At 63.7% G+C, this 24,164-nt stretch carries 18 protein-coding genes and 1 pseudogene; 8 read left to right on the forward strand and 11 right to left on the reverse strand.

All coding sequences use genetic code 11. The features are described 5' to 3' along the window. Positions 1-6 precede the first annotated feature (6 nt). The 9 genes from NKJ15_RS04535 to NKJ15_RS04575 form a co-directional block, all read right to left on the reverse strand. On the reverse strand, positions 7-3,378 hold the full coding sequence (locus NKJ15_RS04535) for a transglutaminase family protein (RefSeq protein WP_352814297.1): 3,372 nt from the start codon (positions 3,376-3,378) through the stop codon (positions 7-9). A 443-nt stretch (positions 3,379-3,821) separates the two neighbouring features. Beyond that, positions 3,822-5,027, reverse strand: coding sequence for an acyl-CoA dehydrogenase (locus NKJ15_RS04540; RefSeq protein WP_352577767.1), 1,206 nt, complete (start codon positions 5,025-5,027; stop codon positions 3,822-3,824). A gap of 239 nt (positions 5,028-5,266) precedes the next feature. After that, on the reverse strand, positions 5,267-7,579 hold the full coding sequence (locus NKJ15_RS04545; RefSeq protein ID WP_352814300.1) for a Tex family protein: 2,313 nt from the start codon (positions 7,577-7,579) through the stop codon (positions 5,267-5,269). Between the two features lie 120 nt (positions 7,580-7,699). Next, positions 7,700-8,881: a serine hydrolase domain-containing protein gene (locus NKJ15_RS04550; protein ID WP_352814303.1), complete on the reverse strand. Its 1,182-nt coding sequence runs from the start codon at positions 8,879-8,881 to the stop codon at positions 7,700-7,702. A 150-nt stretch (positions 8,882-9,031) separates the two neighbouring features. Further along, positions 9,032-10,066, reverse strand: coding sequence for an ABC transporter substrate-binding protein (locus tag NKJ15_RS04555; RefSeq protein ID WP_352814306.1), 1,035 nt, complete (start codon positions 10,064-10,066; stop codon positions 9,032-9,034). A gap of 23 nt (positions 10,067-10,089) precedes the next feature. After that, on the reverse strand, positions 10,090-10,890 hold the full coding sequence (locus NKJ15_RS04560) for an ABC transporter permease (protein WP_352469567.1): 801 nt from the start codon (positions 10,888-10,890) through the stop codon (positions 10,090-10,092). Further along, positions 10,883-11,803 (reverse strand): ABC transporter permease, encoded by a 921-nt coding sequence (locus NKJ15_RS04565; RefSeq protein ID WP_352767162.1) that lies wholly within the window; start codon positions 11,801-11,803, stop codon positions 10,883-10,885. Before NKJ15_RS04565 ends, NKJ15_RS04560 begins: the two co-directional genes overlap by 8 nt. Next, positions 11,803-12,897 carry an ABC transporter ATP-binding protein gene (locus tag NKJ15_RS04570; RefSeq protein WP_352767160.1) on the reverse strand — a complete coding sequence of 365 codons (1,095 nt, stop codon included), beginning with the start codon at positions 12,895-12,897 and terminating at the stop codon, positions 11,803-11,805. The genes NKJ15_RS04565 and NKJ15_RS04570 overlap by 1 nt, the downstream gene beginning before the upstream one ends. Before the next feature lie 139 nt (positions 12,898-13,036). Then, complete coding sequence (locus tag NKJ15_RS04575; protein ID WP_352814309.1) at positions 13,037-14,704, reverse strand: amidohydrolase; 1,668 nt, start codon at positions 14,702-14,704, stop codon at positions 13,037-13,039. Between the two features lie 141 nt (positions 14,705-14,845). On the opposite strand from NKJ15_RS04575, the gene NKJ15_RS04580 reads away from it, so the two are divergent. From NKJ15_RS04580 to NKJ15_RS04605, 6 genes are all read left to right on the forward strand, one after another. After that, on the forward strand, positions 14,846-15,877 hold the full coding sequence (locus NKJ15_RS04580) for a histone deacetylase family protein (RefSeq protein ID WP_352682557.1): 1,032 nt from the start codon (positions 14,846-14,848) through the stop codon (positions 15,875-15,877). A 206-nt stretch (positions 15,878-16,083) separates the two neighbouring features. After that, entirely contained in the window at positions 16,084-17,727 is a 1,644-nt protein-coding gene (locus NKJ15_RS04585; RefSeq protein ID WP_352814312.1) for an MFS transporter, read from the forward strand. 137 nt (positions 17,728-17,864) lie between these two features. Beyond that, on the forward strand, positions 17,865-18,725 hold the full coding sequence (locus NKJ15_RS04590) for an FAD binding domain-containing protein (RefSeq protein WP_352539333.1): 861 nt from the start codon (positions 17,865-17,867) through the stop codon (positions 18,723-18,725). Then, complete coding sequence (locus NKJ15_RS04595) at positions 18,725-19,201, forward strand: (2Fe-2S)-binding protein (protein WP_352539334.1); 477 nt, start codon at positions 18,725-18,727, stop codon at positions 19,199-19,201. The genes NKJ15_RS04590 and NKJ15_RS04595 overlap by 1 nt, the downstream gene beginning before the upstream one ends. Positions 19,202-19,203: 2 nt before the next feature. Beyond that, entirely contained in the window at positions 19,204-21,468 is a 2,265-nt protein-coding gene (locus NKJ15_RS04600; protein ID WP_352814318.1) for a xanthine dehydrogenase family protein molybdopterin-binding subunit, read from the forward strand. Continuing rightward, positions 21,468-21,713, forward strand: a complete 246-nt coding sequence (locus NKJ15_RS04605; RefSeq protein WP_023675441.1) for a MoaD/ThiS family protein — start codon at positions 21,468-21,470, stop codon at positions 21,711-21,713. The genes NKJ15_RS04600 and NKJ15_RS04605 overlap by 1 nt, the downstream gene beginning before the upstream one ends. 85 nt (positions 21,714-21,798) lie before the next feature. Here NKJ15_RS04605 and NKJ15_RS04610 read toward each other — a convergent pair whose 3' ends face one another. After that, positions 21,799-22,251, reverse strand: coding sequence for an Lrp/AsnC family transcriptional regulator (locus NKJ15_RS04610; protein ID WP_352469560.1), 453 nt, complete (start codon positions 22,249-22,251; stop codon positions 21,799-21,801). A gap of 118 nt (positions 22,252-22,369) precedes the next feature. Here NKJ15_RS04610 and NKJ15_RS04615 point away from each other — a divergent pair, with 118 nt between their 5' ends. Continuing rightward, the gene (locus tag NKJ15_RS04615; protein WP_352814321.1) at positions 22,370-23,380 is read left to right on the forward strand and encodes a nucleoside recognition domain-containing protein; all 1,011 of its coding nucleotides are present in this window, start codon (positions 22,370-22,372) and stop codon (positions 23,378-23,380) included. A 57-nt stretch (positions 23,381-23,437) separates the two neighbouring features. Here the strand turns inward: NKJ15_RS04615 and NKJ15_RS04620 are convergent. After that, positions 23,438-23,638: pseudogene (locus NKJ15_RS04620) on the reverse strand (chloride channel protein); the annotation flags it as partial. Positions 23,639-23,840: 202 nt separating this feature from the next. Here NKJ15_RS04620 and NKJ15_RS04625 point away from each other — a divergent pair. Then, entirely contained in the window at positions 23,841-24,125 is a 285-nt protein-coding gene (locus NKJ15_RS04625; protein ID WP_352448193.1) for an SCP2 sterol-binding domain-containing protein, read from the forward strand. Positions 24,126-24,164 lie beyond the last annotated feature (39 nt).

A 24,164-nucleotide genomic window follows, 5' to 3' on the forward strand; every position in this document is an offset into this window, starting at 1 on the left:
GGCTGATCAGAGTCTTTGCGGCCGCCGAAGGTCAAGGGTCATCGGGAAATCTTCAGAGGCTTCTTCGTTGCGCAGCACATAGCTGGACGGCGTATGGCCACGCGGCTCGAAGCGAGCGAGCCGCCGCGCCTCCGCTTCGTTGCCATTGACCGGGAAGGTGTCATAGCTGCGCCCGCCGGGATGTGCGACATGGTAGACGCAGCCGCCGACTGCGCGGCCCGACCAGCGGTCATAGATGTCGAAGACCAGCGGGGTGTTGACCGGCAGCGCCGGATGCAGGCCGGACGCCGGCTGCCAGGCCTTGAAGCGCACGCCGGCCACCGCGATCTCGCGGTTGTCAGTCACCTTCATCGGCACGACGCGGCCGTTGCAGACGACGGCGTGACGCTCCGGGTTGAGCCCCTCGGTCTTCACCTGCAGCCTTTCGACGGAGGAATCGACAAAGCGCACGGTGCCGCCGATCGCGCCTTGCTCGCCCATCACGTGCCACGGCTCGAGCGCCTGCCTGAGCTCCAGCTTGACGCCGGCATGCTGGACCTCGCCGCAGAACGGGAAGCGGAATTCGAGCTGGGCATCGAACCATTCCGGACGGAATGCAAAGCCGTTCAGCTTGAGGTCGTCCAGCACATCGAGAAAGTCAGCCCAGACATAATGCGGCAGCATGAAACGGTCGTGCAGCGAAGTGCCCCAGCGCACGAAGCGGCCGTCGAGCGGGTTCTTCCAGGCCCGGGCGATGATGGCGCGCACCAGCAATTGCTGCGCCAGGCTCATGCGCGCGTTGGGCGGCATCTCGAAGCCGCGGAATTCGACCAGCCCGAGCCGGCCGGTCGGCCCGTCCGGCGAAAACAGCTTGTCGATGCAGATTTCCGATCTATGCGTATTGCCGGTCACGTCGGTCAGAAGGTTGCGGAACAGCCGGTCGACCAGCCACGGCAGGGGTGCCGCGCCCTTGTCCGGATGCGGCACCTGCGCCATCGCGATTTCGAGTTCGTAGAGCGTATCGTGGCGCGCCTCATCGAAGCGCGGCGCCTGGCTGGTGGGGCCGATGAACAGGCCGGAGAAAAGGTAGGACAGCGACGGATGCCGCTGCCATTGCAGCACCAGGCTCTTCAACAGGTCGGGGCGGCGCAGGAACGGACTGTCATTGGGCGTGGCGCCGCCGACGACGACATGGTTGCCGCCGCCGGTGCCGGTGTGGCGGCCGTCGATCATGAACTTGTCGGCGCCAAGCCGCGTCTGCCGCGCCTCTTCGTAGATCGCCGTGGTCGTCACCACGCAATCCTGCCAATTCGCGGCGGGGTGGATATTGACCTCGATGACGCCGGGATCGGGTGCGACACGGATGACGTTGAGGCGCGGATCGTGCGGCGGGCCGTAGCCCTCGATATGCACAGGCAGTCCGATCGCCCTGGCAGCGTTCTCCGCCGCCGCCACCAGTTCAAGATAGTCCTCCAGCGCTTCAACCGGCGGCATGAAAACGCAAAGCCGTCCGTCGCGCGGCTCGACCGAAAGCGCCGTGCGCACGGCGCCGCCGATCTCGGTGATCTCCTGTTCGACACGGTCCTGCTGGCCGGTGGCGGCCGTGAAGGAAACGGCCTGCTGGCGTCGCGCCATTTCGTCGGCGCCTTCCAGTTCGGCCGGAGCGGGCGAAGAAACAGAACCGGGCAAGATCGCCTCACGCGCCGGCAACGATCCGCGCGGCAGCGATGGATCGACGGGCACGATGTAGGGAAACTGTGCCGGCGGCACATACGGCAGCGTACCAAGCGGCAGGCGGTAGCCGACCGGCGAATCGCCGGGCACCAGGAACAGCCGGCCGCGCCGCGTCTTCCACTTCTCCGAGCGCCAGCGCGGTCCGGACGCCTGGCTGTTCCAGCGCTGGACAGGCAGCACATAGCCCGACGGCCTGGTCAGCCCGCGTTCGAACACCCGCGCCATGCGGCTGCGCTCCTCGGGGTCCTCCAGCTTCGAATTGGAAGGATCGACGTTGTCCGGCAGCTTGCCTTCCTTGAGCAGCCATTCGGCGGGATCCTCATAGGCTTCGCTGACCATCGTCTTGTCGATGCCGAGTTCGTCGGCAATCGCCGTCAGCAGCCTTTCGGCCTGCTTCGGTCCGACATCCGCCTCGCTGTTTTCATGTGCGATCAGCGACGGGTCGCTCCACACCGGTTCGCCGTCGGTGCGCCAGTAGAGCGAGAAGGTCCAGCGCGGCAGGCTTTCGCCGGGGTACCACTTGCCTTGCCCGTAATGCAGGAAGCCGCCCGGCGCGAAGCGTTCGCGCAGCCGGCGGATCAGGGCATCGGCCTTTTCCCGCTTGGTCGGCCCGACGGCGGCGGTGTTCCACTCTGCAGCCTCGAAATCGTCGATCGAGACGAAGGTCGGCTCGCCGCCCATGGTCAGCCGCACATCGCCGGCCTGGAGTGCTGCATCGACCTCGACGCCCAGCGCGTCGAGCGCCTGCCAGCTCTCGTCGGAGAACGGCTTGGTGATGCGCGGATGCTCGGCGATGCGGTCGACCCGCATGTCGAAACCGAACTCGACATTGGCGAAGCTCGCCATGCCGGAAATCGGCGCGGCATTGCGGAAATGCGGCGTTGCCGCGAGCGGCACATGGCTTTCGCCGGTGAGCAGGCCGGAGGTCGGGTCGAAGCCGATCCAGCCGGCGCCCGGCAGATACACCTCGCACCAGGCATGGAGGTCGGTGAAATCGGTCGCCGTGCCGGGCGGCCCGTCGAGCGCAACGAGGTCGGGTTTGAGCTGGATCAGGTAGCCGGAGACGAAACGCGCGGCGATGCCGAGGTTCCTCAGTATCTGCACCAGGAGCCAGCTCGAATCGCGGCACGATCCCTTGCCGGCGGCCAGCGTTTCCTCGGGCGAGAAGACGCCGGTTTCCATGCGCACGATATACGCGATCTCGCGCTGTAGCCGCGCATTGAGGTCGACGACAAAATTGACGGTGTTGGTCGGGTGGCGCGGGATGGTTTTCAGGAATGCCTCCAACAGCGGCCCCGCCGGTTCCGGCGTTCGATAGATGGTCAGATCGTCCCGGATCTCTTCGGGGTATTCGAATGGAAACGTCTCGGCCGACGGTTCGACGAAGAAATCGAACGGATTGTAGACCGTCATGTCGGCAACGAGATCGACCTCGATCTTCAGTTCCGTCACCGGCTCGGGAAAGACGAAGCGGGCCAGGAAATTGCCGTAGGGGTCCTGCTGCAGATTGACGAAGTGATTTGCCGGCCCGACCTTCAGCGAATGGCTGAGCACCTTGGTGCGGGAATGCGGCGCAGGCTGCAACCTTATGACTTGCGGGCCTAAGACGACCGGCCGGTCGTATTTGTAATGGGTCAGGTGATAGACGGCTGCCAGAATTGCCATGGTGCCCCTGAAGTCGGCGTTTCAAAAGGAGTTCGCTGAACCCTGACACGAATGCTGACCATTCTCCAAGCAGAGATGTTGCGCTGCACCTAAATCAAGCAGCTTTCATAGCTCACGAAACGGAGCGCCGACCCCGGGATTCCGCAGTGTGGCGGCAAGACGTTGCAACGCTGCAGAGCCGAAGTCCGGCGGGTCAGCACCGGGCGCTTCCCGCCGATATCGATGATCGGCAGCACACGCGATGCTTCGTCGAAAAGAGCGGAAAAGAAAAACCCGCCTCGGCGGGCGGGTCGTTGGAGCCAATTAGCACCATACCCAAATTAGTAGCATAGCTGCCGGCACAAAGCAAGAACAAAATGTGGCATGGTCGACGAAAGTTGCCGATCTCCCGCTTTGCGAGGGGAGATACCAGGCACGGGCATCCTGGAAGCGGAGCCTGAACCCTAAAAGAATGCCTGCAACCCGGTCTGCGCCCGTCCGAGGATCAGCGCATGCACGTCATGCGTGCCTTCGTAGGTGTTGACGGTTTCCAGGTTCTGGGCGTGGCGCATGACGTGATAACCGATCTGGATGCCATTGCCGCCATGCATGTCGCGGGCCTGGCGGGCGATGTCGAGCGCCTTGCCGCAATTGTTGCGCTTGACGAGCGAGATCATCTCCGGCGCCATCTTGCCTTCGTCCATCAGCCGCCCGACGCGCAGGCTGCCCTGCAGGCCGAGCGCGATCTCGGTCTGCATGTCGGCGAGCTTCTTCTGGAAAAGCTGCGTACCGGCCAGCGGCTTGCCGAACTGCTTGCGGTCGAGGCCATACTGGCGGGCGCGGTGCCAACAATCCTCAGCCGCGCCCATGGCGCCCCAGGAAATTCCGTAGCGTGCCCGGTTGAGGCAGCCAAACGGCCCTTTGAGACCCGAGACGTTGGGCAGCAACGCGTCCTCGCCGACCTCGACGCCTTCCATCACCACTTCGCCGGTAATCGAGGCTCGCAGCGACAGCTTGCCGCCGATCTTCGGCGCCGACAGCCCGTTCATGCCCTTTTCCAGGACAAAGCCGCGAATCTGGTTGTCATGCGCGCCCCCACTTTCGTCGGACAACTTTGCCCAGACGACGAACACGTCGGCGATCGGCGCGTTGGAAATCCACATCTTCGAGCCGGAGATCCTGTAGCCGCTCGCGGTCTTTTCGGCCCGCGTTTTCATGCCGCCCGGGTCGGAACCGGCATCCGGCTCGGTCAGGCCAAAGCAGCCGATCCATTCGCCCGACGCCAGCTTCGGCAGGTATTTCTTGCGCTGTTCTTCCGAGCCATAGGCGTGGATCGGATACATTACCAGCGACGACTGCACGCTCATCATCGAGCGATAGCCCGAGTCGATCCGCTCCACTTCCCGCGCGACCAGCCCGTAGGTGACGTAGTTGGCGCCGAGCCCGCCATATTCCTCGGGGATGGTGATGCCGAGCAGACCGGCCTCGCCCATTTCGCGGAAGATCCCGGCGTCGGTCTTCTCCTCGAGATAGGCTTCCTCGATCTTAGGAGCGAGCTTGTCGGCGGCAAACGCCGCGGCGCCATCGCGCACCATGCGCTCGTCCTCCGAAAGCTGGTCCTCGATCAGGAAAGGATCATCCCAGACGAATGCGTTCTTGTCGGCGGCCATGGCTCTCGGTCTCCCAAACTCATGCATGTCGCCCAAAGCTTGCCCGCGGGCCTGACCCGAGGGTGTTCGGCAGCTTGGGGATAACGACATGCATCGAAACAGAAATCTTGAAACGCGCGGCTTATCGGCTCCCGTCCTGAAAAAATCAAACGAAATAGCTTCGCCGATCCATGAGCATTGGTGATGGATCATCAATGTCGAGCGCCGTCGTCTGACCTGCCACAGCCGGCTCGCGAAAATTATTTCCGCTTCAACGCATCGGCCAAAGCGGCGCCGAACGCGCCCTGCTGCACCGGCCGCTGCGGCTGGCGTTGGGGCGCGGGCGCGCGCGGCACCGGCCTGCTGCCATTGTCGCGCGGCTTCGGTGCGCCACCGTCACCATCCTTGCGCATCGACAGACCGATGCGCTTGCGCTTGATATCGACGTCGACGACACGCACCTTGACCACGTCGCCGGCCTTGACCACCTCATGCGCGTCCTTGATGAACCGATCGGCCAGTTGCGAGACGTGCACCAATCCGTCCTGGTGCACGCCGATATCGACGAAGGCGCCGAAGGCCGCGACATTGGTGACAGTGCCTTCAAGCTGCATGCCGGGCTTCAGATCCTTGATGTCGTCGATGCCGTCGGCAAAGGTCGCGGTCTTGAAGCCGGGGCGCGGATCGCGGCCGGGCTTTTCCAGCTCCGCCAGGATGTCGCGCACCGTCGGCAGGCCGAAGCGCTCATCGACGAAGACGCGCGGATCGAGCGCCTTGAGTGCGGCGCTGTCGCCCATCAGCGAGCGGACGTCGCGCCCGCAGGCCGCAACAATCTTCTTGGCCACGCCATAGGCCTCCGGATGCACGGCCGAGGCATCGAGGGGTTCGCTGCCGTTTGGAATGCGCAGGAAGCCGGCGCATTGCTCGAACGCGCGGGGTCCAAGGCGGGAGACCTTCAACAGTTCGCGGCGGCTGGCGAACGGGCCGGAGGCATCGCGATGCGCAACGATCGCCTCGGCCAGCGATGCGCCGAGACCCGAAACCCGCGCCAGAAGCGGCGCTGACGCCGTGTTGAGATCGACGCCGACGGCGTTGACCGCATCCTCGACCACCGCTTCCAGCGAGCGGCCGAGGCGGTACTGATCGACGTCGTGCTGATACTGGCCGACGCCGATCGACTTGGGCTCGATCTTGACCAGTTCGGCGAGCGGATCCTGCAGGCGCCGCGCGATGGACACCGCCCCGCGCAGCGACACGTCGAGGCCGGGAAATTCCGCCGCCGCCGTTGCCGAGGCGGAATAGACCGAGGCGCCGGCCTCGCTGACGATCACCTTGAGCGGCTTCGGCCCGGACCCGGCAGGCATGTCAGCCAGCATGTCGGCCACCAGCCTTTCGGTCTCGCGGCTGCCGGTGCCGTTGCCGATCGAGATCAGCTCGACCTTGTGCAGCCGGATGAGCCTGGCCAGTTCGGCCTGCGTGCCGCGCACGTCGTTCTTCGGCGGGAACGGATAGACCGTTGTCGTCGCCAGCAGCTTGCCGGTGCCGTCCACCACCGCCACCTTGACGCCGGTGCGAATGCCCGGATCGAGCCCCATCGTCGGCCGTGAGCCGGCAGGGGCGGCAAGCAGCAAATCCTTGAGATTGCGGGCGAAGACATGGATGGCTCCTTCTTCGGCCCGCTCGCGCAGATCGCGCATCAGATCGAGCGTCAGGTGCAGCGACAGCTTTATGCGCCAGGTCCAGCCGGCGACCTCCATCAGCCAGCGGTCTCCCGGCAACTGGCGGCCGATGGCGTAGGCGTCGGCAATCATCCGCTCAACCGGTTTCACCGGAGAGGCGTCATCGGCATCGACTTCGATGTCGAGCGACAGAACCTCCTCGTTGCGGCCGCGCAACATGGCCAGCGCGCGATGGCTCGGCACGTTGGCCCAGCGCTCGACATGGTCGAAATAGTCGGAAAATTTCGCGCCGGCCTCCTGCTTGCCGTCGACGACGCGCGAGCGCAGAAAGGCGCGTTCCTTCATGTAGGTCCGCAATCTGCCGACCAGATCGGCATTCTCGGCGAACTGTTCGGACAGGATATCGCGCGCACCCTCGAGCGCCGCCTTGGCGTCGGCCACGTCCTCGCTGATGTAGGCTAGCGCCAGCTCGGCGGGTACAGCCGTACGGTCGGCGAGAATAGCTTCCGCCAGAGGCCCGAGCCCGCGCTCGCGTGCGATCTCGGCCTTGGTCCGGCGCTTCGGCTTGTAAGGCAGGTAGATGTCTTCGAGTTCGGCCTTGGTAGCGGCTGCAGCGATCTTTGCTTCGAGCTCCTCGGTCAGCTTGCCCTGCTCGCGGATCGAACCAAGGATGGTGTCGCGGCGCGCGTCGAGTTCGCGCAGATAGGCGAGCCGCTCGGCGAGGTCGCGCAGCTGCGTGTCGTCGAGGCCGCCGGTGACCTCCTTGCGGTAGCGCGCCACGAACGGCACGGTCGCGCCGTCGTCGAGCAAGCCGATCGCCGCCGCAGCCTGTTCGGGCCGCGCGGCGATCTCGGCGGCTATGATGGTTGCGATGCGCTTGATATCGGCTGCCATGTCGTACCTGTCGCTAGTCGAAACGAGCGGCGACCATAGGCGCAGAGCACTGCCGCGCCAACTGCGCCATTTTCAACCCGGCGAGAGGTCCACAGGAAAAGGTCGGGGCGTCTGGATGGATCAGACCATCCGGCTCAGCGCCTCGAAGAAAGAAATCATATCCAGATCGAGCGGATCGTCGACCGGTACCGGCTGCGACGACATCTTTGCGATTACCATTTCGGCCTTCGGATTGACGTAAAGCCACTGGCCGTGGATGCCGATGCCGCAGAAGGCGCCGCTTGCCGCGCCCGTCTGGTACCATTTGTTGCGATAGCGGCCACGCTGAAATAGGAACGCCATCGTGCCGCGCCGCCAGGCCTCGGCGTCACCGCCAGTTTCGGTCGTGTCACGCATCCAGGCTTCCGGGACGACGCGGCGGCCATTGGCCACGCCGCCTTGCCGCATCATCTCGCCGACGCGTGCAAGGTCGCGCGGCGTCACCGAAATGCCGCCGGCAGTGCGCGCCGTGCCTTCCGTGTCGACTGTCACCGAGGCGTCGCTGACGGCGCCGAGAGGCTCCCATAATTTTTCGCGCATCAGATCGGCGAAGCGCCGGCCCGACGCACGTTCGAGCAGGATGCCGAGCAGGTCGGAATTGGGCGAGCGGTAGCGGAACGTCCGGCCATGCGGCTCGGCCAGGCCCTGCAGCGTCATGAGGAAAGTGGCCAGGCTCTCGATGCCCCCGCCCGGATTCCACAGCATGGCGCGGCGGTAGCGGGCGAAGGCGCTTTCCGGATCGAGATAGGCCTCTTCGAAATCGAGGCTGACACTCATGTCGAGCACGTGCCGCACACGCGCATCGCCATAGGCCGAGCCGGCGGCTTCGGGCAGATAGCGGCTTACCGGAGCCTGCGGATCGAAAATCCCCTCGCCTTCCAATATGCCGGCAACAATGGCGGTCAGCGACTTGCTGATCGAAAAGACGATGTGGCGCGCCCCAAACTCCATATGCGGCGCGAACCAGTCGCCGACGAATTTGCCGCGTTTCATGATCGTCAGCGCGTCGGTATCGGAGCGCGCGAGAAACGCCGCGACAGTCTCCGCGCCGCCTGCAAGAGCGACTTTTTCGCCAAGTAGCCCGCCGAAATCCTGCTCCGGCGCCTCGCTGCTGCCCGGCTGTGCCGCCACGGCAGCGCTCGGCACCAGCTCGCCGACATTCTGGAACGACCACCGGCTGAACGGGCTTTCCCGCCAATTGCCGAGCAGCACCTCCTTGCGGGCAAAGCCATACCTGGTCTCGAACGCGGTCTTGCCGGCCATGGCCGCTTCCTTCCGGGTCTTAGGCGTTCTAGGCGAGCGCCGCGGCGATGGCGTGCACGGCTTTCAGTGTCGCCACCGATAGGCGACGTTAAAAAAATGCGGACAAAACGGACCCGGCCGGCGCCTGCCGCCGGGTCCATCACGATGCGGTCACTTCTGCAGTTCGGTCCAGATCTTGCTGTAGATTGCCTGCACGTCCTCGGAACACAATTTTTGCAGCTCGCCATGCGCCTTGACGTCTTCCGGGATGGTGACTTCCGGCGCATCCTTCATATCGGCCGGCATGTACTTGTCGGAACCGGCAATGCCGTTGGCGTAGCGGTGGAAGGCGGATAGGCCGGCGGCATTTTCCGGATCCATGATGAAGTTCTGGAACAGCTTGGCGTTCTCGACATTCTTGGCTTCCTTCAGGACCATGACATTGTCGCTCCAGAGGCCAAAACCTTCCTTGGGATAGAAATAGTGGATCTTGGGGTTCGCCAGCCGCTGGCGCAGGGCTGAGCCGTTCCAGTCGCTGGTCGCCTTGAAATCGCCGGCGCCCATTTTCTCGATGGTATTGTATTCCATTGCGATCCAGTTCGGCTTGGCAGCAACCAGCGTGTCACGCACCTTCTTCAGCGTTTCCTTGTCGCTGGCGCATTGCGCGGCGCCGACATATTTGGTCGCCGCGAACATGACGTCGTTCATTTCCGGCACGACGTTGACCTTGCCCTTCAGTTCGTCGGGTGTGTTGAAGATGATGCCCCAACTGTCCGACGGCCCCTTGTAGACATCGGTGTTCACCACGATACCCACCGTGCCCCAGGCCCATGGCACGGAATATTTGCGGCCGGGATCGAAATCGGGATTGGCCCATTCCGGCGCCACGTTCTTGAAGTTCTCCATCTTGCCGGGATCGGTCTCCTGAACGAGGCCTTCCTTGATCCAGATCGGCACGAAGGTTTGCGAAGGCACCGCGATGTCGAAGCCGGTGCCGCCCTGGCGAACCTTGGCCAGCGCCGTATCGTTCGAATCGTAGTCGGTGATGGTCACCTTGATGTTGTATTTCTGCTCGAACTTCTTGATCACGTCGGGGCTGGTGTAGTTGCCCCAATTGTAGATGTTCAAAACGCCGTCCGCGAAAGCGCCGCTTGTCGAGGCGAGCAGCGCCAACCCGACGGCGGTCGCTGATGTCTTCCAGTTCATGTTTTAGCTCCCATTTTCGATTTTCAGTCCCGTTTCCTGCTGATGAAGAAAAACAACGTCACGATGGCGACCGACAAGAGCAGGAACACGGTCGATATCGCGTTGATCTCCGGCGTTATGCCTCGACGTATCTGGCCAAGCATGTAGGTCGGCAGCGTGTCCTGGCCGCCCGATTTCACGAACTCGGTGATGACGACATCGTCGAGCGAGATTACGAAGGCCAGCATCAATCCGGCCAGGATGCCGGGCCAAAGCAGCGGCAGGGTGATGCGGCGGAACGTCTTCCACGGCGTCGCATAGAGATCGGCGGCGGCCCGTTCCAGCGTCAGGTCCATGTTCTCCAGCCGCGCCCGGATCGGCAGGTAGGCGAACGGAATGCAAAAGGCCGTATGCGCCGCGATCAGGTAGCCGAGCCCGGAATAGCCGGTGAATATCTTGATGCGCGAGAAAAAGATCAGCAGCGCCACGCCGGTGACGATCTCCGGCACCATCAGAGGTTGGTTGATGGCGGCATATTTGAAGGTCAGGCCGGGATAGGGCGGCGTGCGCGTGGTGGCGAGCGCCGCCATGGTGGCGAAGATCGTGGCCAGGATCGCCGCGATGGCGCCGATCTGGAAGGAGCGCACGGTGGCGTCGATGACTTGCGTGTTCTGCCACGCCGACTGGAACCATTTGAGCGAGAAGCCGCCCCATTCCGACGTCGAGGTCGCGGCGTTGAAGGCATAGACGACCAGCACGACGATGGGCAGATAGAGCACGACGAAGCAGGTCGCGGCGATCGCGGTGAATCCCGGCTGATGCTTGATTGCGAAGCTGCTAGCCATGACGCATCTCCGACCGGCCGGTGTTGCGCACATAGGCGAGCAGCGCCACCATGACGATGACCATGACGGCGATCGACAGCGCCGAGCCGAGCGGCCAGTTGCGGCCTTGTCCGAACTGCAGCTCGATCAGGTTGGAAAGCATCATGGTCTTACCGCCGCCCAATAGGACCGGTGTGACATAGGCGCCGAGCGCCGGAATGAACACCAGAATGGAGCCGGCGATGACGCCCGGCTTGACCAGCGGGAAAATGATACGCCTGAGCACCTGGAAGCGTGTCGCATAAAGATCGTAGCCGGCTTCGACCAGCCGGAAATCGAGTTTTTCCATGCTGGCGTAGATCGGCAGCACCATCAGCGGCAGATAGACATAGGCCATGCCGATCAGGATTGCCGTGTCGGTGAAGAGTATCTGGATCGGCGCCGAGATAATGCCGAGCTTGAGCAGCACCGTGTTAATCAACCCTTCGTTGCGGATGATCTGCAGCACGGCGAAGGTGCGGATCAGCAAGTTGGTCCAGAACGGTATGGTGATCAGGAACAGCCAGAGATCGCGCGTCTTCTCGCTGCGCGTCGCCATGAAATAGGCAGTAGGAAAACCAAGCGCCAAAGTAGCGATCGTGGTCACGATGGCAAGCTTGATCGAGCGCCAGAAGATAGTGACATGGGCGGCAGCAATGGAAAGCGTGTCGTCGAAGATGTCGCGTTCCATGAACACCGATGTCCAGGCCTCGGGCGAGAATTGCCACTTCACGTCGCCATAAGGGCCGGGCGTCAAAAACGAATAAACCAGCACGATCAGCAAGGGACCGGTTGCTGCAAGGAAGATGATCAGCAGGGCCGGCGCCGACAGCAGCCAGCGGTCGCGGATGTCGCGCCGTTCGGCCGCCTTGGCGACTTCTTCCGCGCTCGTCATCAATCCCTCAGCACTTGCGCGGCGTCGTTGCCGATCGAGACGCCGACCTTGTCGCCCCGCTCGAAACCGCAGCCTGCGCTGCGCGTGTTCTGCTGGCGCACGGTGAAGGCTTCGCCGCTGTCCAGTTGGACATGAATATGCGTGTCGGTGCCGAAATAGACGATGTTTTCGACGGTTCCGGAAAGATCGCCCTTGCCGCCGGTCAGCTTGGCGTGTTCCGGCCTGACCACCAGCGTCGCATTCTCCTTCGGCTGGAAGCCCTCAGCCACCGTCGCGTCGATCGTCGCGCCGGATTTTAGTGTCGCGCGCGCCTTGCCGTTGCCGATGCCGGTGATGGCCGCGGTCAGGAAATTGGTTTCGCCGATGAAGTCGGCGACGAAGCGCTCGGCCGGCTTGTCATAGATGTCCCAGGGCGTGCCGACCTGCAGGATCTTGCCGGCCGACATCACGGCGATGCGGTCGGACATGGTCAGCGCTTCTTCCTGGTCATGGGTGACGAAGATGAAGGTGATGCCGGTCTGGTGCTGCAGCCGTTTCAGTTCGATCTGCATTTCCTTGCGCAGCTTGTAGTCGAGTGCCGACAGCGGCTCGTCGAGCAACAGCACTTTCGGCTGCGGCGCCAGCGCGCGGGCCAGTGCGACGCGCTGCTGCTGGCCGCCGGAGATCTGGCTGGTGCGGCGGGCACTCAGCGCCTCCATCTTGACCAACTTCAGCATCTCGGCGACGCGCGCCTTGATTTCGGTCTTCGGCTTGCCCAGCATCTCCAGGCCGAAGCCGATATTCTCGGCCACTGTCATGTGCGGGAACAGCGCATAGGACTGGAAGACGGTGTTGACCGGCCGCTTGAACGGCGGCAGCGGCGCGATGTCGTGGCCGTGCAGCAGGATTTCGCCTTCGCTGGGAAAATCGAAGCCGGCGATCAGCCTGAGCAGCGTCGTCTTTCCGCAGCCCGACGGCCCCAGCAGCGTGAAGAACTCGTTCTCGCGGATCGACACCGAAACCGTGTCGAGAGCGGCGACTTGTGCGTCCCCGGTACCGAACACCTTGCGGACGCTGCGGACCTCGATTGCACTCTTACCCGGTTGATCCGGCACGCATTACCCCATTTTCATGTCCGCTCTTGATGGCGGATCCAGTTCCCATTCGATTGTCAGCATATGCCGGTCGGCTTGGCAACCATGCATCTGGATCTCGGTTCAGAACGCAAGCCCCATGCCATAGTCAGCGCCATCATCAACCCCGGTAAGTGATCTTGCCGCCGCAGATGGTGCTGACCGAACGCACCTTGTGCAAGGAAGCCGGTTCAGTTGCCTCGATATCGGCCGACAGCACCACCAGATCGGCCAGATAGCCTGGTTTCAGCCGGCCCTTACGGTGTTCCATGAATTCGGCATAGGCCCCTTCGACCGTATAGCCCGCAAGCGCTTCCAGCAGCGAGAAGCTCTGGTCGGGATCGCCCTCTGCCCAAGGTTTGCGCAGCACCGCCGCCTGAATGCCCAGGATCGGGTCGACCCGCGACACCGGCCAGTCGGAAGCGAAAACGACATGCGCGCCCGCCTGCTTCAGCGTCCGCCAGGCATAGCTGAGCGGCCATCTTTCGCGGCCAATGCGCGAGAGCGTCGGCTCCAGCGGGAAGTCCATGGCGCCGGGCGGGTGCGGCGGCTGCATCGAGGCGACGACGCCGAGTTCGGCAAAGCGCGGCACGTCGGCGGCAGTGGTGACCTCGATGTGCTCGACCCGGTGCCGGCTGTCGCGCCTGCCGTTCTTCCGCCGCGCCGCCTCGTAACCGTCGAGGACCGCGCGCACAGCGCCGTCGCCTATCGAATGCACGGCGATCTGCAGGCCGCGCCGGTCGGCCTCCACTGCCACCTCGGCGAAATGCTCTGGCGTGAACAGCGGCTCACCGCGCCAGCCCGGCCGGTCGGCATAGTCGTCGACCATGACCGCGGTCCAGCCTTCCAGCACGCCGTCGTAAAACATCTTGACCATGCCGGACGACAGCCATTCCGATCGGTAGGAGTTGGCCATGCTCGATGCCTTTTCCAGCTTGTCGAGCGTCATGAAGTTCTTGAAATGAAAAGGTATCTTGGTGCGGCAGAGCAGCCGCCCTTCCTGCTCCAAACCGGCAAGCAGTTCGAGTTGGTAGAGATTGCCGTCCATGTTCTGGATCGAGGTGATGCCGTGGCGGGCGCACCATTCCAGACCGCGATGCATCAGGTCGCGATCGGCCGCGACTTCGGCTGCGGAAGGGTACGGCTCGGGCTCGCCGCCTGTCGCAAGGCCGAGCCGCACGCGGTTCTGCCCGGAAAGCTCGAGGATCGGCCCAAACGCCTCGCCCTCACGCAATTCGCCGGCCGCGAGGCCGTCGGCGCCCATGACGATCTCATTGCCGGGGCCGAGTTGCTTGCCGTGCAGGATGCCAGCCAGCTTCAGCGCCTTGGTGTTGGCCCACATCGTGTGGTGATCGGAAGCCGACATGGCGAACGGCCGGTCGGCGATGATGCGGTCGAGATGATGGCGGGTGACCGGCTCTTCCTTGGAAAGGATGGTATAGTCGACGCCGGCCCCAAGCAGCAATTTGGCGTTCGGCCGTGCCGCAGCGTAGGCGCGGATCGCGTCGCTCAGCGCATCGAAGCCATGCACGCCCTGAAGGTGCAGATTGTCCAGTTCGGCGGCGCCGCCGAAAAGGTGCATATGTGCTTCGATGAAGCCCGGCACCACCGAACCGCCTTGCGCATCGATGATCTTCGTGGCCGGCCCTTTCAGCGCCTCGATCGTCCGGCGATCGCCAACCGCCAGGATGTTGCCGTCCTTTATCGCCACCGCTTCGGCTGTCGGATTGCCTTCGTCCATGGTCAGCACACGGGCATTGGTGACGATCAGGTCGGCATTTGAACTCATGATTACCCGCAGGTCGGTTGCGCTGCCGGCAGGCTAGACGACCGGCTGCCGGGCCAGCAAGCCATGGCTGGTTGGCCCAGCGCCTTGTGAAAGGCAGTGCAGGACGGTTAGGGTCGCCGCGTCTCACCACGGAACAATTTCATGAAGACTGTTTTTTCGCCTTTCCATGCCGGCCATTCCGGCAATGTCGAATTGATCGCCGGCGCCATCGTGCCGGCCTTTGAAAAGCCGTCGCGCGCCGAGTTCATCAGGGCGCGGGTGGAGAGCGAGAAGCTCGGTCCGATCCTGCCGCCGGAAAGCCACGACCTCGCCGCCGCCAGGAAGGTGCATGCCAGCGACTACATCGATTTCCTGCCGACCGTGTGGCCGCTCTGGGAAGCGTCGGGCCGCAGCGGTTCGGCCATTCCCTTCACCTGGCCGACGCGCGGCCTGCGCGGCGACGTGCGCCCGAAAGGCATCGATGCGCTGCTCGGCTTCTACTCCTTCGACGGTGGGGCAACGTTCGTCAAAGGCACATGGGATGCGATCAAGTCGTCCTATGACGTCGCGTTGACCGCCGCCGCGCTGGTCAAGGCCGGTGAGCCTTCCGCCTTCGCGCTGTGCCGCCCGCCAGGGCACCATGCAGGGGCGGCCTTCATGGGCGGCTATTGCTTCATCAACAACGCCGCCGTCGCCGCGCAATGGTTCCGCGACCATGGCGCCGGGCGCGTTTCGATCCTCGACATCGATTATCACCACGGCAACGGCACCCAGGAGATCTTCTATCGCCGCGGTGACGTTCAGGTGCTGAACCTGCATGGCGATCCGATGACGGAATATCCCTTCTTCCTCGGCCATGCCGACGAACGCGGCGAGGGCGACGGCGAAGGCTTCAACGACAATTACCCGATGCCCTTCGGCACCGGCTGGGACGTGTGGAACGCCTCACTCGAGGACGCTTGCACGAGGCTTTCGGCTTATGCTCCTGACGTCGTCGTGGTTTCACTCGGCGTCGACACCTTCGAGAAGGACCCGATCAGCCAGTTCAAGCTGAAGACACCCGACTATCCCAGGATCGGCCGCCGCATCGCCAGGCTCGGCCTGCCGACGCTGTTCGTCATGGAAGGCGGCTACGCCGTCGAGGAGATCGGCATCAACGCCGTCGGCGTGCTGACCGGCTTCGAGGACCGCTAGAGGCGCTGCCGGTGCCCACAAATCATATGGCAGCGCTCGGCGCGGCAAGCGCTATGGCGGGCAGGCGCGCTATCTCGTTGTTGGACCATGATCTTTGTCGAGAATGCGTTCGCCCTTTGCGACATGATGTTCTATTTTTTGAATCCGTGGCTTGAGGGGCCGATTCATCGGAAGAACAAAACGCGTTTGAGCCCGGGAAAGCATTTATGAACGACGACACACCGGAAAGCGAAAGCGCCTCGGCGCTGGCGCCGTTCCGGCACGGCATCTTCCGGGCGGTGTGGTCCGCCAGCCTCGTCTCCAATTTCGGCGGCCTGATCCAGGGCGTTGGCGCCGCCTGGATGATGACGACGATCGCCACCTCGTCCTACCAGGTTGCATTGGTCCAGGCCTCGACCACCTTGCCGATCATGCTCTTCGCGCTGCTGGCCGGCGCTATCGCCGACAGCTTCAACCGGCGCAAGATCATGCTGATCGCGCAGATCTTCATGCTCGTCGTCTCGGCTCTCCTGACCGTCTTCACCTATCTCGACCTGATGACGCCGTGGACGCTGCTCGCCTTCACCTTCCTGATCGACAGCGGCACCGCGCTCAACAGTCCGTCCTGGCAGGCTTCGGTCGGCGACATGGTGCCTCGCACCAGGGTGCCGGCGGCGATCGCGCTCAACTCGATGGGCTTCAACCTGACGCGCAGCGTCGGCCCGGCGATCGGCGGCATCATCGTTGCCGCGGCAGGCGCTGCCGCGGCCTTCGCCGTCAACACGCTGAGCTATGTCGGCCTCATCGTCGTGCTGGCCCGCTGGAAACCGGAACTGCCGGCATCGACCTTGCCGCGCGAGACGCTGGGCGCCGCCATGGGTGCCGGCCTGCGCTACGTCGCCATGTCGCCTAACATTGGCAAGGTGCTGGTCAGGAGCTCGGCTTTCGGCTTCAGCGCCGGCGCGGTCCTGGCATTGCTGCCGCTGGTCGCGCGCGACGTCGTCAAGGGCGATGCCTTGAGCTACGGCATCATGCTCGGCGCCTTCGGCATCGGTGCCGTCGGCGGCGCGCTGATCAGCGTCAGGCTGCGGCAGCTGCTGTCCAGCGAAACCATGGTGCGCATGGCATTCGCCGGCTTCGCCGTCTGCGCCTTCAACGCCGCCGTCAGCAATCATGCCTGGCAGACGTCGCTCGGTCTGCTGCTCGGCGGCGCCTGCTGGGTGACCGCGCTGTCGCACTTCAACGTCACCGTGCAGATGTCGACGCCGCGCTGGGTGGTCGGCCGCGTGCTTTCGGTCTACCAGACCGCGACCTTCGGCGGCATCGCGCTCGGCAGCTGGGTTTGGGGTGTCGTTGCCGACGCGCATGGCGCCGAAGTCGCCCTGATGGCGGCCAGCGTCGCCATGCTGGCGGGAGGCGCCATCGGCCTGCTGCTGCCGCTGCCGCAGCAGGCTGTGCTCAACCTCGATCCGCTCAACCGTTTTCAGGAGCCGCATCTGGCGCTTGATCTCAAGCCGCGCAGCGGTCCAATCGCCATCATGATCGAATATGTCATCCGCAACGAGGACGTGCCGGAATTCCTCGCCACCATGGCCGAGCGCGGCCGCATCCGCCGCCGTGACGGCGCCCGCAACTGGACATTGGCGCGCGATCTCGAAAATCCCTCGATATGGATCGAGCACTACCACACGCCGACCTGGGTCGAATATATCCGCCACAATCGGCGCGCCACCTACGCCGACGCCGTCATCGGCGAGCGCATAAGGGCGCTGCACAGCGGCAACGAGCCACCGCGCGTCCGCCGCATGATCGAGCGCCCGACGACAGCCGGCACCGCGCTGGTCATGCCGAAGGGTCCGATCGAGCATTAGCGGCTGGCGGTGCGTCCAGTTGGACGAGCAAAATGAAATTGCGGCCCCTGGCCCAATCCGCGAATGCACGAACAGGATGGCCATTGTGGAGAGACGGTTATATCAGTTGGTGTGACTATGACCACTAAGGGGAGACGATGCGTTACATACGTCCGCTTTCAATTGAAGACGCCGCCGGCCTGTTGGCCGGTTCAGCCGGCACGGCCGCCATCCTCGCCGGAGGCAGCGACCTCTTGGTGCGAATGAAAGGCGGCTTTATCGAACCCGACCTGATCGTCGACATCAAGGCGATCGACGGGCTTGGCGAGATCAGGGAAACAGCCGAGGGCTTCAGCATCGGCGCGGCGGTCCCCTGCGCCGTGCTGGGCGAGAACACGGCCCTGCAGAAGGCATGGCCCGGCGTCGTCGAAGCGGCCAAGCTGATCGGCTCGAAGCAGGTGCAGGGACGCTGCACCATCGTCGGCAATCTGTGCAACGCCTCGCCGGCCGCCGACAGCGTGCCGGCGCTCGTGGCCGCTGGCGCCAAGGCTGTGGTCGTCGGCCCGGGAACCAGGCGCACGATTGCCGTGCAAGCGGTGCCGACTGGGCCGGGCAAGACGTCGCTGGCCAAGGGCGAGATCATCGAGGCAATCCTGCTCGACAGCCGTCTGCCGCGTTCGGGCGATGCCTATCTGCGTTTCATTCCGCGCACGGAGATGGACATAGCGGTGGTAAGCGCCGGCGTGAACTTGACGCTCGATGAGCAGGGTCGCGTCAAATCCGCCCGTCTGGCGTTGGGCGCCGTGGCGCCGACGGTAATTCTGGTCGAGGAGGCCGCCGAGGTTCTCATCGGCTCCAAGCTGGACGAAGCCACGCTGGAGAGGCTCGCCAAGGTCTGCTCGGGTGCCTGCCGCCCGATCGACGACAAGCGCGGCACCATCGAATTCAGACGGAAAGTCGCGGGTGTGCTGGCCAAGCGGGCCGCCACGACCGCCTATGCACGCGCAGGAGGCAAATGATGGCTGGTGTGGCAGTATCAACGACAATCAACGGCGACAATGTCGAGTTCCTTTGCCAGCCGGACGAGACGCTGCTTGATGTCCTGCGCGATCGCCTGGGGCTGACGGGCGCCAAGGAAGGCTGCGGCACCGGCGACTGCGGGGCCTGCAGCATCATCCTCGACGATCGGCTGGTGTGCTCGTGCCTGGTGCTCGGCGCGGAAGCCGAGGGCCGGCACGTCGAAACCATCGAGGGCATGGCGCATGGCGACAGGCTGCATCCGCTGCAGCAGAAATTCCTGGAGCACGCCGCACTTCAATGCGGCGTCTGCACGCCGGGCTTTTTGATAGCGGCAAAGGACCTTTTGGCCAAGAACCCCGATCCGACCGAGGAGGAGATCCGCTTCGGCCTCGCCGGGAACCTCTGCCGCTGCACCGGCTATGACAAGATCGTGCGTGCCGTTCAGGACGCGGCCAGCGTGATGAAGGGAGCATGACGATGAATTTCGATCCGCGTTACTCCGGACGCAATTTCACCTCTGTCGGCACGCGTCCCATCCGTCCCGACGGCGTCGACAAGGTGACGGGCCGCGCACGCTATGGCGCCGACTTCAACATGGCCGGGCAACTGGTCGGGCGCGTTCTCAGAAGCCCCCATGCGCATGCCACGATCAGGAAGATCGACACGTCGAAGGCGGAGAAGCTCGCCGGCGTCAAGGCCGTGATCACCGCGGCCGACCTGCCCGACCTCACCGACGGCGATGCCGCCATGTACGACATCCTCGACAACTGCATGGCGCGCAAGAAAGCGCTCTATGACGGCCATGCCGTGGCCGCGGTGGCTGCGGTCGATGCCCGCACGGCGAGGCAGGCACTGAAGCTGATCGAGGTCGACTACGAGGTGCTGCCGCATGTCACCGACGTCGACGAGGCGATGAAGCACTCCGCACCTCTGGTCAACGACGCCATCTTCACCGAGGGCCTCGAGCAAAAGCCCCTCAAGCCTTCCAATGTCACCAAGCGCACCCAGTACGGCCATGGCGACATCCATGTAGGTTTCGGCCAGGCCGACTTCGTTGTCGAACGCTCCTTCAAGACCGAGCAGACGCACCAGGGTTATATCGAGCCGCATGCCTGCGTGGCCAATGTCAGCTCCGACGGCACCGCCGACCTGTGGGTCTGTACGCAAGGCCATTTTGTCTACCGCCAACACTGCGCCCAACTGCTTGGCATGGAAGCCTCGAAGCTGCGCGTCACCTCCTCGGAGATCGGCGGCGGTTTCGGCGGCAAGACCCATGTCTGGGCCGAGCCGGTGGCACTGGCGCTGTCACGCAAGGCCGGGCGGCCGGTCAAGCTGGTCATGACGCGCGACGAGGTGTTCCGCGCCTCCGGCCCGACCAGCGCCACCTCGATCGACGTTCGGATCGGCGCCCGCAAGGACGGCACGATCACGGCGGCCGAGGCGACGCTGCGCTATAGCTGCGGCCCCTATGCCGGCACGTGGGCCGAGATCGGCGCCATGACGGCCTTTGCCTGCTACAACCTCGAGAACGTCAGGACGGTCGGCTACGAAGTGCTGGTCAACCGGCCCAAGACCGCGGCCTATCGCGCGCCGTCGGCTCCGATGGCGGCGTTTGCGGTGGAAAGTGCGGTCGACGAGCTGGCCAAGGAGATCGGCATGGACCCTGTCGAGTTCCGGATCAGGAACGCGGCGCAGGAAGGCACCAGATCGTCCTATGGACCGGTATACGGCCCGATCGGCATCGGGCCGACGCTGGAGGCGGTGAAGAACCATCCGCACATGAAGGCGCCGCTCGGCAAGAACCAGGGCCGCGGAATGGCCTGCGGCTTCTGGTTCAATTTCGGTGGCCAGACCTGCACCGACCTCAACATCGGCATGGACGGCTCGGTCTCGCTTGCCGTCGGCACGGTCGATGTGGGTGGTTCCCGCGCGTCGCTTTCGCTGGTCGCGGCGGAGGAGCTCGGCATCCCCTATGAGCAGGTCAAGGCGGTGGTCGCCGATACCTCCAGCCTCGGCTACAACGACATGACGGACGGCAGCCGCGGCACCTTCTCCTCCTCCATGGCGACGATCTCGGCCGCCCGCAACGCCATCAAGGTGTTGCGGGAACGCGCCGCGCAGATGTGGGACATACCCGTCGACGACGTGGTCTGGGAAAAAGGTCACGCGATTGCCAAGGGCGAGAAATACGGCAACCTTGCAGCATTGTCGCTGAAGGAGATCGCAGCCGCGTCAGGGAAGACGGGGGGACCGATCGCAGGCCACAGTGAGCTCGTCGCCGACGGCGCCGGCGTCTCCTTCGCTACCCATATCTGCGATATCGAGGTCGATCCCGAGACCGGCTCCACCAGGGTGCTGCGCTACACCGTCGTTCAGGACGCCGGCAAGGCGGTGCATCCGACCTATGTCGAGGGGCAATACCAGGGCGGTGCCGCGCAAGGCATCGGCTGGGCGCTGAACGAGGAGTATATCTACGGCAAGGACGGGCGGCTGCAGAACCCTGGCTTCCTCGATTATCGCATCCCGGTCTGCTCGGACCTGCCGATGATCGACACGCAGATCCTCGAGATCCCCAACCCAAACCATCCCTACGGGGTGCGCGGCGTCGGCGAGACCTCGATCGTGCCGCCGCTGGCGGCGATCGCCAATGCGGTGTCGAACGCCGCGGGCGTGCGCATGACCCATATCCCGATGTCGCCGCCGCGCATCCTGGCGGCGATCGAGGCGGAACGGGAGGGCTGATGGTCGAAGTGACGCTCTGGGGGTCGCTCGGCGCGATCGCCGGAGGCAAGAGCAAGGTCGAGATCGAGGCGAAGGATATTCGGGAGCTGTTCAGGAAACTGGCTGAGCAGTATCCCGGCCTCGAGCCATACATCGATCGCGGCATCGCCGTCGCCATCGACGGGACGATCTATCGCGACACCTGGTCGAAGGAACTGCCGGAAGGGGCGGAGATATTCCTGCTGCCGCGCCTTGCCGGGGGATGATTTGGGCTCGAGCTCAAGCCGCGCTCCGTGCGGCCAATGCTCGTTTATGAATTCGCGGCCCAGCAGGTCTATCGTAACCCGAACACTACAGTGGAATTGCGGTCACTTCTTTGGCCGTTCGGATCACGAACATCGTGTGGTATCGCGCGACGTTGCTTCGGTCTCGGAACAGTCGCTCGCACAGTGCATCGAACTCTTCCATATCCGTCAGGCGGAGCATGAGGACGGCGTCGGTTTCGCCGCTTACACTGTAGGCCTGAGTGACGGCCGGTTCCTGGGCGGCCAACTCGAGAAAGTCCCGCATATACTGCTCACCATGACGCTCCAGTTCGACGGTGACGATCGCCTTCAAGCCCCGGCCAGCCTTTGCCGGTGCGAGAAGCGCGACAACGCGGCTGATGACACCGCTTTTCTTCAGTCGTCGTATGCGGCGCAGGCAGCTCGAAGGGGAAAGCCCGATTAACCCCGCCAGTTTGGCGTTAGTTCGTGAGGCATCATCCTGGAGCAGGTTGAGAAGCCTTCTGTCGATCTTGTCCATGTCGGTCGCGCTCAGCGTCGGTGCGTTGCAATTTTATTGCACGGAATCGCAAACTTTGACCACAAATGCGAAGCGTCTCACGCTACTCAGACGGCTCCAGGGATGATGGAGCAGCATGATGGCAATTTGCGCCGCCTTCTATCGCAAGACATTGGAGACGCTTGGAATCTATTGGGAACTGGTTCGCGTGATCGTTCCGGTTGCGATTGCCACGCGGCTGCTGCAGGACCTTGGTGTCATCCAGGCGATTTCTCCGTTCTTCTCCCCGCTCATGTTGCAGGTGGGGTTGCCACCTGAACTCGCCTTTGCCTGGCTGACGGGATTGCTGGTCGGGATCTGGGGCGCGCTTGTGATCGTATTCACCTTGGTTCCGGTTTCGGCGCTCAGCACTGCCGACATGACGGTTCTTTCGGCTCTCTTGCTGTTTGCACATGCTATTCCGATCGAGCAACGGATCATTAAGAGGGCCGGGCCGAGCTTCCTGGTCACCGCGGCGCTTCGTATTGGCGGGGGTTTGGTCTTTGCTGTCCTTCTGCATCAGATATTCGCCGTGACCGGATGGCTGTCAGGACCGGTGAAGCCGGCGTGGATGCCGACGAATGAAAGCACCGACTGGGGCTGCTTTTTCCTGGGTACGCTCAAAACCCTGGGCATCATGCTCGTTGTTCTGCTTGCGCTGAGCTGGGTGATCGAGCTTCTAAAGATGTCGGGCATTTTGGATTGGATGAACAGAGGGCTTGCACCGCTCTTTCGGCTCGCCGGCATCGAAAAGCAGACGGTACCTTTCGCCGCTGTCGGCCTGTTTCTCGGGATTTCCTATGGCGCAGGACTGCTGATCCGCGAGGCGCGCACGCCTAGCGCGGAGCCGCGTCAGATATTCCTTGCCTGCGTGTTCATGGGTTTTGCCCATAGCCTCATTGAGGATACGTTGGTCGTTGTCACACTTGGCGCTGATGTTACGAGCGTGCTTCTCGGTCGCCTAGCGTTTGCCGTGCTCGCGACCGCCGTGATCGCAAAAGTAATCAAGGCGGTTCCCGACGCTCTTTTCTTCAAGACACTCTTCCACAAGGAAGAAGACAGTCCGCGCAATCGGATTTCGGAGCCGGCGATTAGCGGGCCGTTGACGTGAGCCCTCCTTACGCAGCAGCCGACATGTGTGTCGAATCGCTATCGGCACAGGACGCGGCTACCCCTCGCCCGACAGATCGCGCCGCGCCTTGTCGAGTTCTTCGGCATAGCGCCGCATCAGGTGGCCTTCGGTCAGCAGCCCGACCACCTTGCGGTCGGTGAAATCCTCGACCACCGCCAATTCCTCGGCGCCGGCGCGCTGGAAGGTCTCTGCCGCCGACTGCACGTTCATGCTCGGCACCAGCACCGCATCCCTGAATTTGGCGAAGGACAGCACCGGCAACCATGCCCGCGTGATGCTGCGGCGATAAAGCCCATCTTCACCTCGGGGAACTGCGTTGACGTAAACGTCAACCCGAAGCTATATGCGCCGGCGGCCGTGGCTGTAAAACCAGGCAAGCGGCTTCGGCCAGATCGAAGCGCCGGCGCGCGACAAACGCAAGCAGACGAGGAGAACCGCCATGAGCGTTCAGGAGATTGCCGACAACATCAGGTCGCGCGTGGCGAGTGCCGGGTTCGATCGCTCGGTGAAATTCGACACCGGCAGCGACGGCGTCATCGTCATCGACGGCGCCGATGTCTCGACCACCGATGCGCCGGCCGATTGCACCATAAAGCTGTCGCTCGACGATCTGGACTCGCTGATATCAGGCGACCTCAACCCGACCATGGCCTTCATGTCCGGCAAGATAAAGGTCGAAGGCGACATGAGCGTCGCCATGGCGCTGAGCCAGCTGATCGGCTGATCCACTCCGGTCAGGGATGAAAACAAGCCGCCGTGCAAT

Source organism: Mesorhizobium sp. M0207 (genome assembly GCF_040321995.1).
Taxonomy (GTDB): domain Bacteria; phylum Pseudomonadota; class Alphaproteobacteria; order Rhizobiales; family Rhizobiaceae; genus Mesorhizobium.

What these genes read in the sequence shown, in the direction of transcription:
- NKJ15_RS04590 (WP_352539333.1), top strand. Translation starts at nt 17,865, where the DNA reads ATGCGTTACATACGTCCGCTTTCAATTGAAGACGCCGCCGGCCTGTTG.
- NKJ15_RS04575 (WP_352814309.1), bottom strand. Translation starts at nt 14,704, where the DNA reads ATGAGTTCAAATGCCGACCTGATCGTCACCAATGCCCGTGTGCTGACC.
- NKJ15_RS04535 (WP_352814297.1), bottom strand. Translation starts at nt 3,378, where the DNA reads ATGGCAATTCTGGCAGCCGTCTATCACCTGACCCATTACAAATACGAC.
- NKJ15_RS04560 (WP_352469567.1), bottom strand. Translation starts at nt 10,890, where the DNA reads ATGGCTAGCAGCTTCGCAATCAAGCATCAGCCGGGATTCACCGCGATC.
- NKJ15_RS04585 (WP_352814312.1), top strand. Translation starts at nt 16,084, where the DNA reads ATGAACGACGACACACCGGAAAGCGAAAGCGCCTCGGCGCTGGCGCCG.
- NKJ15_RS04540 (WP_352577767.1), bottom strand. Translation starts at nt 5,027, where the DNA reads ATGGCCGCCGACAAGAACGCATTCGTCTGGGATGATCCTTTCCTGATC.
- NKJ15_RS04545 (WP_352814300.1), bottom strand. Translation starts at nt 7,579, where the DNA reads ATGGCAGCCGATATCAAGCGCATCGCAACCATCATAGCCGCCGAGATC.
- NKJ15_RS04565 (WP_352767162.1), bottom strand. Translation starts at nt 11,803, where the DNA reads ATGACGAGCGCGGAAGAAGTCGCCAAGGCGGCCGAACGGCGCGACATC.
- NKJ15_RS04580 (WP_352682557.1), top strand. Translation starts at nt 14,846, where the DNA reads ATGAAGACTGTTTTTTCGCCTTTCCATGCCGGCCATTCCGGCAATGTC.
- NKJ15_RS04555 (WP_352814306.1), bottom strand. Translation starts at nt 10,066, where the DNA reads ATGAACTGGAAGACATCAGCGACCGCCGTCGGGTTGGCGCTGCTCGCC.
- NKJ15_RS04625 (WP_352448193.1), top strand. Translation starts at nt 23,841, where the DNA reads ATGAGCGTTCAGGAGATTGCCGACAACATCAGGTCGCGCGTGGCGAGT.
- NKJ15_RS04605 (WP_023675441.1), top strand. Translation starts at nt 21,468, where the DNA reads ATGGTCGAAGTGACGCTCTGGGGGTCGCTCGGCGCGATCGCCGGAGGC.
- NKJ15_RS04550 (WP_352814303.1), bottom strand. Translation starts at nt 8,881, where the DNA reads ATGGCCGGCAAGACCGCGTTCGAGACCAGGTATGGCTTTGCCCGCAAG.
- NKJ15_RS04615 (WP_352814321.1), top strand. Translation starts at nt 22,370, where the DNA reads ATGGCAATTTGCGCCGCCTTCTATCGCAAGACATTGGAGACGCTTGGA.
- NKJ15_RS04600 (WP_352814318.1), top strand. Translation starts at nt 19,204, where the DNA reads ATGAATTTCGATCCGCGTTACTCCGGACGCAATTTCACCTCTGTCGGC.
- NKJ15_RS04595 (WP_352539334.1), top strand. Translation starts at nt 18,725, where the DNA reads ATGGCTGGTGTGGCAGTATCAACGACAATCAACGGCGACAATGTCGAG.
- NKJ15_RS04610 (WP_352469560.1), bottom strand. Translation starts at nt 22,251, where the DNA reads ATGGACAAGATCGACAGAAGGCTTCTCAACCTGCTCCAGGATGATGCC.